The following is a 14,244-nucleotide window of genomic DNA, read 5'->3' as shown; positions in this document are numbered from 1 at the left end:
GCACCTGTGTGGCCGTCGTAGCTGTGAGGGGACTCATGAAGCCCAGAGAGTGGTCGATGTCCGTACCGGATACTCCGGTCCAGTCGCTGCGATCCTCCAGCGAACCGGTGCTGTGTGAGATGTTCGCGAGCCTGTTCGGGCTGGACAGCGTCGACGCCGATGCGGACTTCTTCGACATGGGCGGCACTTCCGCGCTGGCCACCCGACTGGTCGGCCAGATCCGAACGGTCTTCCCGGGGGATATCACGTTCGGCGACGTCTTCGAGAAGCCCACCCCCAGGGGTCTGGCGAGGGTGCTCGACCAGGCGGCCGCGGCGAGCCCGCGCCCCCGGCCGGCCGGCCGCCCGGCGAGGATCCCGCTGTCCCCTGGGCAGTCGACGTTCTGGTTCTACGAACAGCTGCGTGGACCCAGCGCGGATCACAACATCCTGCTGTCGCTGAAGCTGACCGGACCGCTGGATCGGGACGCGCTCGCCTGGGCGTTCGATCGGCTGATCGACAGGCACGAGATCCTGCGTACGGTGTTTCCCCGCGATCAAGGCGAGCCCCACCAGGTCGTGCTCGACCCGGCCGCCGCCCGGCCGGGGCTTCGCGTGGTGGACGTCGCCGGCGGCCAGATCTCCGAGGAGCTGTCGCGGCGCGCCGCGCTGCCGTTCGACCTCACCACCGAGCCTCCGTTGCGTGCCTGGCTTCTGGCGATCAGCCCGGAGGAACACGTCCTGCTGATCTCCCTGCACCACATCGCCGGCGACGGCTGGTCGACGGCCCCGCTCTGGCGTGACCTGTCCGCCGCGTACCTCGCGAGGCGCGACGGACTGCAATGGCAGCCGCAGCCGCTTGCCGTGCAGTACGCGGACTACAGCATCTGGAAGCGGGACCTGCTGGGCCGCGAGTCCGACAGTCAGAGCATCATCGCCCGCCAGGCGCGGTACTGGGCACAGACCCTCGCCGGTCTCCCGGAAGAGCTGCCGCTCCCGGTGGACCGGCAGCGTCCGGCGCGGTTGACCGCACGTGCGGACGGCGTGCGGTTCACCGTCTCGCCGGATGCGCATCGCCGGCTTCTCGCACAGGCGGCGGCCGCACGGGCCACCCTGCTGACGACCCTGCGCGCGGCCGTCGCGGTCCTGCTCGCCAAACTCGGGGGCGGCGGCGACATCCCGATCGGCGGCCTGGTGTCGGGTCGGACCGGTCCAGGGCTCGAGGACGGCATCGGCTTCTTCGTCAACACCCAGGTGCTGCGGTGCACCTGGGACGGAGACCCGACCTTCGAGACGGTGCTCGCCCGCGTCCGCCAGGCCGAAATCGGGGCGTACGCCAACCAGGACATGCCGTTCGACCGGATCGTCGACCTGCTGAACCCGGTCCGGCTCGCGTCGAGGAACCCGCTGTTCCAGGTCATGGTCGTCCTCGACGAAGGGATCGGCGCCGGTCGCGACCTTTTCGGTTGCGTCGCCGAGCGACAGGAGGTGGACCTCCTCGGCCTCCCGACATTCGACCTGTCCTTCAACTTCGCCCTGCCCGAGGCGCACGAAGGCGCCGGTGCCGGTATCGCGGGCTGGCTCGGGTACAGTCCCGACCTCTTCGACCGCTCGACGGTCGAGCGCATCGCCGATTACGCCACACACATCATCGACGCAGTGACCGCGAATCCGGCTACGCCGCTCAGTGCGTTCGCCGTACCGCTTCCGGTCGACGCCCGGCCGGCGAGAAGGACCGCTGTCGACACGACGGTCCCGGTGACCGCGGACACCGCCACACGTCCCCGCACACCGCGGCTGGACGCCCTCTGCGGCGCGTTCGCCCAGATCCTCGGGGCAGAGAAGGTCGGGGTCGACGACAACTTCTTCGGGCTCGGCGGACACTCCCTGATGGCGGTGCGCCTGGTGAGCCGCATTCGCTCGACGCTCGGCACGGAACTGCCGGTACGCGTGATGTTCGAACAGCCGACACCGGCGGGGATCGATCGGTGGCTGGACCAGGCCGAGGCGGGATCCGGCACGCCGGGTCCGGCCGCCGACGGCCTGGACGTGGTGCTGCGCATCCGTCCCGAGGGCGACCGGACGCCGGTGTTCGTCATGCCCCCCGCCCTCGGGCTGAGTTGGTGTTACACACCGATGAGCCGCTGGCTGGCGGACGGATTTCCGATGTACGGCCTGCAATCACGTGGAATCCGCGGGGCCGGACCTGTCGGCCGGACGCTGACGGACATCGCGACGGACTTCGTCGGCGAGCTGCGCCGCATCCAGCCGAACGGCCCGTACCAGCTCCTGGGCTGGTCATTCGGCGGCAACGTCGCACACGCCATGGCCGTGATACTCGAAGCCGCTGGAGAAGAGGTCTCCATGCTGGCGCTCCTCGACAGCTACCCCTGGGACGGCGAGCAGACCGACCCGACGCTGAACGTCGAGTCCGCGGCGGCCGACCCGCAGCTGACAACGGAGGAGCTGCGCCGGGTGCTCCAGGCGTCGCCCGGCACGGCGGCGGCCGTCCCCGACGAGTACCTTCCGGCGCTTGCTCAGGTCTTCGCGAACAACCGCGGCGCCCTGCTGCAGCACCGATCCGGCCGCTTCGGCGGGGACGTTCTCATGTTCACGGCGGCGGACAGCGTCGCACAGGGAATGGATCCGCGCTCGTGGCAGAAGTTCGTCGACGGCAGCCTGAAGACCTGGTCCGTGAACGGCAACCACTACGAGGTCTTCGGCCCGGAGCCATTGGAAACGATCATGTCCGTCGTCAATGCGGAGCTCACCGCGCACCATGGCCGGAATCGGGCACGTGCGACGCAGGAGAGAGGAGTGGCCGGATGAGCGACGACGAGCCGACGTCCACCGTCGACACCACAGCGGTACTGCTGGGGATCTGGCAGCAGCTGTTCCGGGATCAGCAGGTCGGTCTCGAGGACGACTTCTTCGACCTCGGCGGGCATTCGCTGCTCGCCACTCGCGTGATCTCCCAGGTTCGTGCGGCGCTCGGCAAGCGGGTCATGTTCAAGGACATCACGGAATGTCGCACGATCGCGCTCCTGTCGGCCCGGATCGACGAGAAGAGGTAACCGGGCCGTGCTTCCGAGGAGCGGACAGGACATGCGTCGAGGAACCGTGGTCATCGTCGAGCCGTACTCGTCGGGAAACATGCTCGCGCCGGCCTTCCGGCAGGGCGGCTTCTCGCCGTGCGCCGTGACGTTGTCCGGGCTCTCGGCACCGAACTCCGCGACGCTTCGCCTGTCCGACTTCGACGAACACATCGCCTACGACGGCGGTGAACTCGGGCCGCCCGTCGGCCGGTTGCGGGCTCTCGATCCGGTCGCGATCGTGCCGGGGACCCATACCGGCGTCAAACTGGCCGACGAGCTCGCCGCGGTGCTGACACCGAAGCTGGCGAACGCGCCAGACCTCGGATCGGCGCGGCACCACAAGGGCGACATGATCGCCGCCGTCGCGGCTGCCGACTTGCCGACGATCAGGTCTCTGTGTACGTCCGACGTCGGCGACGCGCTCACCTGGATCACCCGTGAGCGATTGTCCGGCCGTGATCTGGTGGTCAAACCTGTCGACTCGGCCGGCACGGACAGCGTCCGGTTCGTTCCCGGCGGACATGACCTGCGTGCCGTCGTCACAGGGTTGCTCGGCTCGGCGAACCGATACGGTTCGCCCATTTCCGAGGTGCTCGTACAGGAGCACGTCAAGGGCGTCGAATACGCCGTGGACACCTTCAGCTACGAGGGCAGGCACACGGTGAACGACATCGTGCGGTACCACAAGGTCTCCAGTCGGCGACACATCGCCCTGTACGCGAGCATGGAGATCCTGCCGATGGACGCACCGGGCAACGACGCGATCATCGGCTACGTCAAAGGGGCCCTCGACGCGCTCGGGATCACGTTCGGCGCGGCGCACACCGAGGTGATGGTCACCGAGGACGGGCCGCTGCTCATCGAGGTCAACGCCCGGCTCTCGGGCGGCGGGCACCCGTGGACCTGCGAGCTGGCGACCGGTGACAACAGCGTCGACCGCATGGTGCGGTACTTGGCCGGGGACCGGAACATCCCGGACGGCTACCCGCTCCAACTGACCACCCTCGCGATCTTCTTCGCCGTGCGATCCGCCGGAGTCGTCAGCGGCCTCTCCCGCCTGGACGCCATCGTGGACCTGCCCAGCTGCTACCACCTCCAGGTCAACGTTCAAGACGGAGACTATGTCCCGGAGACGTCCGACCTCTTCGACGCGCAACGGCTGGGCATGGCGGTCCTGGCGCACAGCGACCCCGCACAGGTCGCCGCCGATCATCGAGAAGTCCGCAGAATCGCGGCCGAAGCGGGGCGTCCGGGTGGCTTCACCATCGATCCGAACCGAGGCGGAATGGAGTAGCGATGGAGCAGACGGGCCCGTTCGTCGTCCACACGGCAGCCGATTCGTACACGCGTGACCTGCGCGATCCGGCGCTCGTGCCGATGCTGGGCGTCGACGACAGCCGGCTTGCCGCCCTCGCGAGCCTGATGGGAGCACCTGCCCGGCGCAAGGACCCGGACGTCTCGGGCGCGCTGGTGGTGGCGCCGGCCGGCTCGGCGGCCACGGCCGTGGGACGGGCGCTGGCAGATCGCTTCGGTGGCTCGTTCGTGACGCTGTCCACCGGCGGACTGGGCCGGATCCTCGACGCACGCCTCGAAGCCACGCAGGTGGTCTTCGTCGCTCTGCACGACGAAATCGATCTCGACATGGTCACCGAGTCGCTGGAGGTCGTCAGCGCATACCGGCATGATGGCCGGCACGCCACGATCGGATTCGTGATCGGGCCGGACCTTCCCGAGCTGAGCTGGCTGCTCGCCAAGGGACTCAGCTGTCACCTCCGGAAACCTCCGGAGCGGAGCCGGCTGACCGTGGTCCCTTGGCTGCGTCAGCAGGCGGCGGCGAGCGGAATCCCGGCCTCGGATGGCGCGGACGCCGCGCCGGAATGGGTCATCGGCGACCGGGCGAGCCGCGCGGTGCTCGAGCCGATGCTGTCCGAGCAGTACACCGGACTCGTGTCCTTCGCGTCGGCCGGGCGAGAACACGCACTGATCCTCAGCGACACCGTGATCTGCGGCGACCATGCCGGACATCGGGCGCCGTCTGCCCAGGGCGCGGCCGCACCGAGCTGTGCCTTCTCGGACCGCTGCTTCCGGGACGGCGTCCGGGCGCGGGACGTCATCAAGGCGGCCCGCGTCCAGGCTGACATCGTGTTCGCGAACTCGTGCATGGCCTGGCGCCCCGGCACCGGTCTGGTGGCGGCCGAGTACCAACTGGCGGGCGCGTTCCAGTACGGGATTCCAGCGGCCTACATCGGTGCCGTTCATCAGATGCTGCCGAACCTCACGATCAACGACCTGGTCGGCACCGCGGTGGCGGCGGGCACGGACGCCGGGCGGACCTGCGCCGCGGTCAATGACCACCTCCGGGACAGCGGTCGTGAGCTGCCCTACTTCGCGGTCCTCGGACTGCCCTGGGTGACCGCGGGCGGTGGATCCGAGCCCCCGCCCACCACCGACGCCGGGCCCAGCGTCGACGCGCACGAGGGCGTCCGCGACGTGAAGCCGCAACTGCTGCGACTCGGCCGGACCGTGCGGGCGCTCAGCGAGTTCGGGCCGACCGGATTCATGCCGCCGGACGGAATCGTCGCCATGGAAGCCGAGATCCTGGAACTGGCCCGGACGCTGAAGAGGACGGCCCTCGGCGCGGATCTCGCCGAGAAGGCCGTCGGCCCGCTGCGCCGGCTGGGCAGCCTGATCGCCGACGCCGAACTGAGCGCGGTCGCCGACTTCCATGAGTTCGGCAAGATGAGCCACTCCGCCCTCAACGAGATGTGGGAGGGCATTCTCGACACGAGTGTGCGCCCGATCGACGATGCCTGCCCGTACTGCAAGGGCCGGCTGGCGGAACTTGTCGCGCGGCACCCGGTGTACGAGCAGGTCGGGCGTCGCGCGCTGATCTGCAACGTGTGCGGGCCGACAGCCGACTCCCCGCTCGAGCCGGTCATCGGCGAGGTTGTCATCGAATGCCCGAGTATCTGGAAGCGGCCGGGCACCGTCACCGTCGACGTGCTGATGACACCCGCCGCGAGCGTCTCGCAGGAGATCACCGCGGCCGGCGCCATCCATACGTCGGGGGCTGCGAACTTCGGCATGACGTTCCCGGACGCGCAGCGGATCGCCATCCGGCCGGGATCTCCTGCACGGATGCGCGTCGACGCCACGCTGAGCGCCGAGGCGTTCACGCACCACGAGCACTTCGTCAGGTTCGTAGCCGTGGCGGAAGGGCTCGTCCACTACGCCTCGCGGCCGGTAGCGGTCGCGCCGGCCGCGTGAGCTTCACTCCCAGTCGTCCAGCAGTTCACTGGCGAAGGCGAGATCCTCGCAGATCGCGCGGGCGGCGTTGATCCCGCTGCTCGCCGCTCCGGTCCACATGAAGTACGGGGATCCTTCGACGTTCCCGGCGCTGTAGACAAGCGGATTCGACGTCATCCCGTACAGGCTCGTCTCGGGGAAGCCGTCCGCCGACAGCTCGAGGTCGAGGTCCTCGGCGAATTTCCGATAGGGCCGGGCCACATCGCCGAGCAGCAGGGTGTCGGCGCTGAGGGTCCGCCCGTGGGCCGTCTCCAGGATGACGCCGCCCGCCGGGTCCGCGGAGGCACGGACCACCTCATCGCACAGCACTTCGACGTCATGGCGGGAGAGCAGACCGGCGAGTCTTCCCCGGCTCGCCGACGGGTCCCCGACGAGAACCGTCATCCGCTTGGCGAACTGCCTCGACAAGGCCGCCAACTTGAGCGTCTCGTCCCCGGTGCCCACGCAGACGAACGTGCTGCCACTACGTTCGTACGTGTGGCAGTAGGGGCAGTCGAAGGCCGATCTGCCCCAGACACCGTCCGGCAGCCAGGCCGGCAGGACGTCGACGCGGCCGGTGGCGAGGAGCAGCCTTCTGCAGCGCAGACCGGGATTCGCGCCGCCCTCGACGACGACGTGGTCCTCGTACGCGCGAACGGATGTGACCTCGTCCCACAGCAGGGTCACGCCGTACCGACCGGCGTCCTGTTCCATCTTCCGATAGATGTCCGCCGGGGCCGCCCCGTCGGCGTACGGGACGTTGTTGACCGAGCTCGCCGGCGAATTGCGTCGCCGGGGCTGTGAGATGACGAGCGTGCTTCGCATGGAACGGCCGAGCATGGTGGCCGCGGTCAGGCCAGCCGCTCCCGCACCGATCACAATGACGTCATAGAGATCGTCGTACATCGAGACTCCCATCGATAACTCCGAGACGGTCGCTACCCGGCGGGCTGAAAGAGCTTCCGCAGCGCCGCGCGATCGACCTTTCCCGTCTGGCCCACCGGAAAGGTCCGGCATACGACCACGCGACGGGGTTCCATGTACCTGGGCAGCCATTCACCCAGCTTTTCCTTGACCGTCTTGGCGTCCAGCTCTCCCGAAGCCCTGAGCGCGAGGGCCAGGTACGGCGAGTCTCCGTCGTCCAGCTTCAGGGCGACCGCCTCGTCGACGTCGAGGACCCGCATGGCTACCTGCTCGATCTCGCCGAGCTCGATCCGGAACCCGTGGATCTTCACCTGCGAGTCCATGCGGCCGAGGAATTCGACCCATCCGTTCGACGTCCAGCGAGCACGATCGCCGGTCCGGTACATCGTGAAACCATCGCCCTGGTCCCACGGATCCGGCAGAAATCGGTCCGCCGTCAGGGCCGGATCGCCGAGGTATCCCGCGGCTACGCAGACACCGGCGATGTACAGCTCGCCCGGTTCGTCGATGTCGCAGGGCGTGAGATCGTCGTGAAGGACGTAGTACCGGCTGTTCTGCATCGGATGCCCGTACGGGATGCTCCGCCACGACGGGTCCACCTCGTCCACAACGAAGTCGTTCGACCAGACGCAGGCCTCGGTGGCACCGCCGAGCGCCACCAGAGTCGCGCGCGGGAACTCACGGCGGAGAACCTCGAGGGTGTTCAGCGGGATCCAGTCACCGCTGAGGAAGACCCGACGAAGTCGATCCCGGTGCTGGCGGGACGATTCGTCGAGCAGCAGCGTCACGGCGGTGAACATGGCCGGCGCGGAGTTCCACAGCGTCACCGGGTGCTCGACGAGGGCGATCGCGATCTCCTCGAGCTCTTCCAGCTCGGCATCGGGAAGCAGGAGAACACTCGCACCGGCAGCCAGGACCCCGAAGACGTCGTACACCGACAGATCGAAGCTGAACGCCGCTACCTGCAGCAGGATGTCGCTCGGGTCGACGGAGTTGCGCCGATTGAACCACTGGATCAGGTTGACGACGCTGGTGTGCCGGACCGCCACCGCCTTCGGCCGCCCGGTGGAGCCCGACGTGAATATCGTGTAGGCCAACTCGTCCGGTTCCGCGGGCCCGGCCTCGTGTCGCCGGACCGACGGCCGAGAGGCGGATCTCGCGAGCACCTCGGGTTCACTGCCGTGGCGTACCGCGATGATCGTCATGTCGTCGCCGATGTCGCTCGCCCTGCCGCGGTACGGTTCCGTGACGAGGACATGGCCGATGTCGCTCGCCTTCAGTACCTCCGCCATGCGGCGCGCCGGCCATCGTGGATCCAGCGGGACGTAGTAGGCGTCCGCGCGCAGAATCGCATGGATCGCCACGACGGCCTCCGGGACGTGATCGACCAGCAGGCCGACCGGCGTGCGCGGAAGGACGCCGTGCGCCGCGAGACGCTCGGCGAGCAGTGAGCTCTCGGCCGCGAGTTCGCCATGCGTGAGCGCGACTCCGGATGTCGTTCGAACGGCCGGATCGTCGGCGTACTTGACCGCGGCCGAATCGATGAGATCCATGATGCGACTGGTCGCGGAGTAGTCGTACCGCGTCTCGTTCCACTGTTCGACTGGACTCGGGTGCCGAGCCGGGTGATCGGCGATCATGAGACGCTCCCAAGGTCACGAGGCAGGGACTGGGCGGTCAGTCGTCGGCTGATGTCGGACCCCGCCAGGAAGCGAGCGAACGCTGCGGATCCGCGGTGGCGGCGACCACGGCATCGGCGATCGTCGTCATCATGTCGTGCGCCCGCCCGTGACTGAACCGGCTCTCATCGAACTCCAGACGCAGGCGGTACCTTCCCGCCTGCTCCTCCACGAGCAGCGCCAGCGGCGAACCAGTGCTCGGCTCGCCCTCCAGCGGGTCGAACTCCAGGGGTTCCATGTCGCCGAGCGGCCAGTCGGGCAGCTGGATCGACGGGGTCACGGTGATGCCGACCGACCCGAGATTCCGCATGTCGGCGCCGTCTCCGGTCGCCGCGGTGATCACGTCGTGGAACGGTATGTGCTGGCGTTCCATGGTGGCCCAGACCTCGCGCTGCACCGCCCGCGCCAACACACCGAACGTCGCGTCGGCGGCGAACCCGACCCGTACGACCCTCGGTCCGGCCAGTGGGCCGACGTGTGCCTGTGACTCGGGTGTCAACCGGTTGTCCACCACGGTCGCGACCCAGAGATCGGTCTGCCCGGTATAGCCATGCAGCATCGCCATCGTCCCCGCGGCGAACAGCGCGAACAGGTTCACCCGAAGCCGGCGCAACCCGGCGACGACGGCGCCGTCCGGGTCGGGCAGCACCGTCTCGACGGCCCCGGTGGGCGCCAGCGTCGCCCCCTCGGGCCCCGGCCGATCGCCGGGCAGGCTCATGACGGGCAGATCGCGGAGCCGTGACGTCCAGAACTCCTCGTCACCGCGGCGTACCTCCGGGTCCGGGTTCCGGAGGAGGCGAGCCGTCTCCCGGTACGGCTGCTTGATCTCCGGCAGGTCATCCGGCTCCCCGCGTATTTCGGCGCGGTACAGACTCGTGAACTCCTGCAGCAAGAGGCTCTGTCCGTAGCCGTCGATCACCAGTTGGTGGCAGGTCAGGACCAGCAGGTAGTCGTCCTCGGCGCGGCAGACGAGCGTGACCCGGAACAACGGCTCCTCGCCGAACCGGAACGGGGTACGGGCGATGCCGCGAACGAGTTCCTCCGCCGTGTCCGCGGCCGCGTCAGGCGCCTCCACCACCCGCAGCTCAGGCGGCTCGCCGAGGTGTGCGGCCGGGGCCGGGCCGTTCTCGAACACGGTACGCAGGAGGTCGTGTCGCAGCGACAGTCGCCGGACCGCCGCGGCCAGCGCCGTGCGGTGCACCGGACCACGCAGCCGGAACACCACGGTCGCCAGGAACACCGGCGTGGAGACGAGCGGGCGCGCCGCCCGCCACAGGTCGCTCTGCTGGGGCGAGAGTGCGGTCGCGGCAGACGATCCGCCGAGCGCGGCCGGACGGCCGGCGTAGTGCCGAACGAGAGCGGCGATCTGCTCGTCGCCGACCACCGGACCCCAGAAGCAGTTGTTCCGCACGCTCGATCCCTCCTGACCACGGTGGCCCGTCGACGCCCCAGCCGCGGGTGACGGTGTATGTGGCGGTCACGCCCGGGCACTCAGCCGCGCGGCGAACCGGTCGATGTGCGCCGCGAGGTCGGCGACGACGCTGTGCTCGAAGCGGGGCCCAAACTAGCGATCAGAGGTTAGGCCGTGGTTACGCGTGCCGCCCGACCCGCTCATTGCTCGGAGACGCCGGTCGACCAGCCCAGGTCGCCGAACGCGCGGCCACGGACGGTGTCGTGGAAGGCCCGTGCCAGTCGGCCGAACACCGGCCCGCACGGCTCGAAGCGGTGACCGTCGATCTCCCGTGCCGGTACCAGTTCCGATGCGGTACCGGTCAGGAAGACCTCCCGCGCCTGGTGCGGATCGGCCTCCGGGACCGGCACCTCCGCGACGGGCACCCCCAGCCGCCGGCCCAGGACCAGGACGGCGATCGTGGCCTGCGCGACCCGGCCGGTGACCTGGTCCCCGAGTGCTGAGGTCCCCCGATGCTCGGGGAGGTACTGATCAGCTGGTCAGCTAAGGTTGATGGGTGTTCAGGTTCGTTCGTTCGGCCGCTGCCTGGGTGGCGTAGTGCTTCTCCTCGTACATGTCATTTTTCCGGGGTGACAGACGCCGCAGTGTCACTGATTAGCTCGGCCAGGTTCTGTGCGAGGGACTGTATTTCGTTCACGTTCCAGTTTTGGACGGGGTGCAGGAGTTGGGCGCTCGCCCCACTGCGTGCGACGCTCAGTGTGAGGTCGTGCCGCAGCCGGACATGGCCGCGTGGCATCGGCTTGACCACTACATCGCCCACGCGCACCGGCTCCTGCGGAGCGTTGAACTCCTCTACACCGACATTGGTGACCGGGTCGTCCGACGCGGTCAGTGGCCCCAGGACCCGGGCCACGTCACGATAGGGCACGTCCGCGTACCGGAGGGCCGTCAGGACGGCCTCGCGTCCTGCGGCCAGTGCCGCCGCGGGGTCGGCCGTGGGGCGGGGCACGAGCACCATGGGCACCACATTGATCAGACAACCCATCAGATGCGCGCTGTCCGGGTCGTCCCGGATCGCGACCGGTGAGGCAAGGACCGTGCGCTCGGATCTCAGGGTCCGGGAAAGGAGGTGGCCGAACAGGCCCGTCAGCCCCATGTGTCGAGTGGCCCCCGCTCTCCTGCATGCCCGGTCGAAGGAGGCCCATGTCACGTCGGACACGGGGAGTTCCACAGCGGCCGCCAGCCGATCGCTCGGTGGCCCCTTGAGCCCCGGCAGTGCTGCCCGGTACGGGGCCTCGGCGAGAAGCGTGGCCACCTCGCGGGCCCTGCCGCTGTCCACCGCGGCCTGTTCCTGCGTGACCCGGGAGAGCAGCCATCTGCGGTAGGCGGATGTATCGGGAGTGGGGGGCAGGGCTGTGTTCTGCGCTCGTGCCGCGTAGTGCGACAACAGTGTGCGCAGCAACACACCATGGGACCAGCCATCACTGATCAGGTGATGGAAGACGAGGATCAGCACGTGCTCGTCGGATTCGACCCGGATCAGTCGGGCACGCCAGAGTGGGCCCGCCTCCAGGTCGAAAGGTTCGGTAGCGGTCAGCGCTGTCAATCGTTCGATCCGAGCCGCCCGGGTCTGCGCATCGACGGCGCCCAGGTCCGTGTGAGCCAACTCCGGTGTGGGGGCGTCGAAGGATTGTCGGGGCTCTCCATCGGCCTCGATGACACGGCACCGCATCGCCTCGTGGACCGCACGGGCGTCGCCCAACGCCAAGCGCAGAGCCTCCGCGTCCAAGGGGCCGTCGATGCGCAGGACCGCCGTGTCGTGGTACCCCGAGACGCCCGGGCTCAACTGCTCGGCGAGCCAGATTCCCTGCTGGGTCGCGGTCATCGGGAGCGTCTGGGGGGTCTGCGTTCGTCGCCGGGCGCGCAACGCCTCGACCAGCCTGGCCCGTTGTGGATCGACACCTTGCTTCAACGGCGGTTCCGTCCTTTCCGCGGGAACGACGGGGAAGTCCTCGTGATGCGCGGTGAGCGACGTCACCGTAGCAACGAGAGATCCTCTTGAGGAGGGGTATCGCGGCGAGGTCCGTGCACGGGCATCATCGGTTCGCTGCCGCCCGTGGAGGGCGTCGATCGACTGTCACGGACGAACGAGGGGACAGCTGTCGCAACCTCGGGGTTTTCAGTTCGCACTGGTCAGCGACGGTGATGCGACCGACGGGGGAGCGGCGTGAACTCGCCCGCCAGGCAGTGGACTTGGGGTACGACGCACTGCTCGTCAGCGACCACGTGGACCAGCGGCTGGCACCCGTGCCTACGGTGGCGGCCGCCGCGGAGGTGGCGGACGACCTTGTCGTCGGGACGTACGTACTCAACAACGATCCGCGTCACCCACTGATGCCCGCCAGGCCTGCTTCCTGGTGGGCATCGCGGCCCAGGTCCCGCGACATTCTTCGGGCCCGACGTGAGCGCTGGGGATTCGACTGTGTCACGGTGCCCGCCGCGGCGGCCGGGCCGTTCGCGCCTGTCGTGGCGGGCCTCAAGGGGCAGTGACCGCGGCGCACGGGGCACGCGAACCACGTAACTAGGGCCTAACCGCGCACCCGTACGGTCCTGTCAGGACTTCGCTCGCGAGGCGTTCCTGCTCGACGACGACCAATGGGAGGCGCTGTGGCCGGTCGTACAGGGGAACCGGTCCGTGCACGCGTCGAGACGGATGCCCGGATACAGCCGACGCACGACCGCCCCACGGCCGCGAGCGTCGCAGCGCGTCGCACCGGCCCGGGCCAGAATGCGTACCGCGCCGTGCCTGCTCGTCCTGGACGAACCCACCGCGGCGATCGCTCCCTTGGCCGAGGACGTGCTGCTGACCGCCTACGTCCGGGCCGCCCGGCAGATTGTCGCGCAGTCCAACGGCATCACACTGTTCTCCTCGCACCGGTTGTCCACCGCACGCCTCGCCGACCTGATCGTCGTCGTCGACCGGAAGGCGCATCGCGCAACTCGGCGTCCAAGACCACCTGATGGCCGAGCACGACGGCATCTACCGAGACCTCTACGAGAGGCAGTCCCGTGCCTACGCGTGACGACACCCACCACGGCTCGGCCACCGCGACGGGCCTGTGGTTCCCCGCCCCTCCCGCCCCCGGCGACTGCGCCGTACGCCTGCTGTGCCTGCCCTACGCGGGGGGCTCACCCGTCATGTACCGCACCTGGGACAAGGCACTCGCGGGCACCGCGGACGTGCTCCCGCTGTGCCTGCCGGGCAGGGCCCATCGGTGGGGCGAGCCGCTCGAGCACGACCTGCACCGGATCGCCGACGACGTGGCCGAGGCCACCGCCCCGCTGCAGAAGGACCTGCCGCTGGCACTGTTCGGGTACAGCCTGGGCGCACTCCTGGCCTTCGAGGTCGCGCGGGGCCTGGCCCGACGAGGCCGCCCTCCGCTCCTCCTCATCGTCGCGGCCTGCGCACCGCCGCGTGAGTGCGGGGCGCTGTCCCCCAAACACACCCTGCCGGACGAGGAGTTCATCGCTCTGCTGCGAGAGATGGGGGCGACTCCCCAGGCCATCCTCGACAACGAGGAGATGCTTTCCCTGCTGCTTCCGATGCTGCGATCCGACTTCGCGCTGGCCGACCGCTATCGCCACACGCCCGGCCCCGTCCTGTCCACGCCCATCGTCGCCTTGGCGGGGCGCGACGACCCCGAGGCCGGACCCGAGGTGATGGCCGGCTGGGCCCGCGAAACGCAGCAGCCCCTGCGCCGACTCGACCTGGACGGCGGTCATCTGTTCATCGAGGAGGACCAGCCGACGGTCATCGCGCTGGTGCGGGCCGCGCTGCGCACCGCACTGGCACACAAAGAGCGCTGAACCCG

At 69.1% G+C, this 14,244-nt stretch carries 11 protein-coding genes; 6 read left to right on the top strand and 5 right to left on the bottom strand.

Annotation, left to right across the window (positions count from 1 at the left end; all coding sequences use genetic code 11):
* Positions 1–56 precede the first annotated feature (56 nt).
* From SAVERM_RS04800 to SAVERM_RS04785, 4 genes are read left to right on the top strand one after another with little or no spacing between them, the layout of a single operon-like run.
* A complete protein-coding gene (locus tag SAVERM_RS04800) occupies positions 57–2,807 on the top strand; it encodes a condensation domain-containing protein (protein ID WP_010982303.1) in 2,751 nt (916 codons plus the stop codon).
* Positions 2,804–3,052, top strand: coding sequence for a phosphopantetheine-binding protein (locus SAVERM_RS04795; protein WP_010982302.1), 249 nt, complete (start codon positions 2,804–2,806; stop codon positions 3,050–3,052). The genes SAVERM_RS04800 and SAVERM_RS04795 overlap by 4 nt, the downstream gene beginning before the upstream one ends.
* Positions 3,053–3,083: 31 nt before the next feature.
* Positions 3,084–4,367, top strand: a complete 1,284-nt coding sequence (locus SAVERM_RS04790; RefSeq protein WP_042492735.1) for an ATP-grasp domain-containing protein — start codon at positions 3,084–3,086, stop codon at positions 4,365–4,367.
* 2 nt (positions 4,368–4,369) lie between these two features.
* Positions 4,370–6,340: a hypothetical protein gene (locus SAVERM_RS04785; RefSeq protein WP_010982300.1), complete on the top strand. Its 1,971-nt coding sequence runs from the start codon at positions 4,370–4,372 to the stop codon at positions 6,338–6,340.
* Positions 6,341–6,343: 3 nt separating this feature from the next.
* Here the strand turns inward: SAVERM_RS04785 and SAVERM_RS04780 are convergent, their stop codons facing one another.
* The 5 genes from SAVERM_RS04780 to SAVERM_RS04760 form a co-directional block, all read right to left on the bottom strand.
* Positions 6,344–7,264 carry an FAD-dependent oxidoreductase gene (locus tag SAVERM_RS04780; protein WP_210950144.1) on the bottom strand — a complete coding sequence of 307 codons (921 nt, stop codon included), beginning with the start codon at positions 7,262–7,264 and terminating at the stop codon, positions 6,344–6,346.
* A 32-nt stretch (positions 7,265–7,296) separates the two neighbouring features.
* Positions 7,297–8,835, bottom strand: coding sequence for an amino acid adenylation domain-containing protein (locus SAVERM_RS04775; protein WP_159029032.1), 1,539 nt, complete (start codon positions 8,833–8,835; stop codon positions 7,297–7,299).
* Between the two features lie 124 nt (positions 8,836–8,959).
* On the bottom strand, positions 8,960–10,372 hold the full coding sequence (locus tag SAVERM_RS04770) for a condensation domain-containing protein (RefSeq protein WP_037650686.1): 1,413 nt from the start codon (positions 10,370–10,372) through the stop codon (positions 8,960–8,962).
* Positions 10,373–10,572: 200 nt separating this feature from the next.
* Positions 10,573–10,797 carry an aminotransferase class IV gene (locus tag SAVERM_RS04765; RefSeq protein WP_010982296.1) on the bottom strand — a complete coding sequence of 75 codons (225 nt, stop codon included), beginning with the start codon at positions 10,795–10,797 and terminating at the stop codon, positions 10,573–10,575.
* A gap of 191 nt (positions 10,798–10,988) precedes the next feature.
* Positions 10,989–12,257: a condensation domain-containing protein gene (locus tag SAVERM_RS04760; protein ID WP_141666396.1), complete on the bottom strand. Its 1,269-nt coding sequence runs from the start codon at positions 12,255–12,257 to the stop codon at positions 10,989–10,991.
* 317 nt (positions 12,258–12,574) lie between these two features.
* On the opposite strand from SAVERM_RS04760, the gene SAVERM_RS04755 reads away from it, so the two are divergent.
* A complete protein-coding gene (locus SAVERM_RS04755; RefSeq protein ID WP_107083223.1) occupies positions 12,575–12,922 on the top strand; it encodes an LLM class oxidoreductase in 348 nt (115 codons plus the stop codon).
* A gap of 519 nt (positions 12,923–13,441) precedes the next feature.
* The gene (locus SAVERM_RS04750) at positions 13,442–14,239 is read left to right on the top strand and encodes a thioesterase II family protein (protein WP_010982294.1); all 798 of its coding nucleotides are present in this window, start codon (positions 13,442–13,444) and stop codon (positions 14,237–14,239) included.
* Positions 14,240–14,244: the final 5 nt, after the last annotated feature.

Source organism: Streptomyces avermitilis MA-4680 = NBRC 14893 (assembly GCF_000009765.2).
Classification (GTDB): Bacteria; Actinomycetota; Actinomycetes; order Streptomycetales; family Streptomycetaceae; genus Streptomyces; species Streptomyces avermitilis.
The sequence above is the reverse complement of the archived record's forward strand: the minus strand, read 5'-3'. Positions and strand labels throughout refer to the sequence as shown.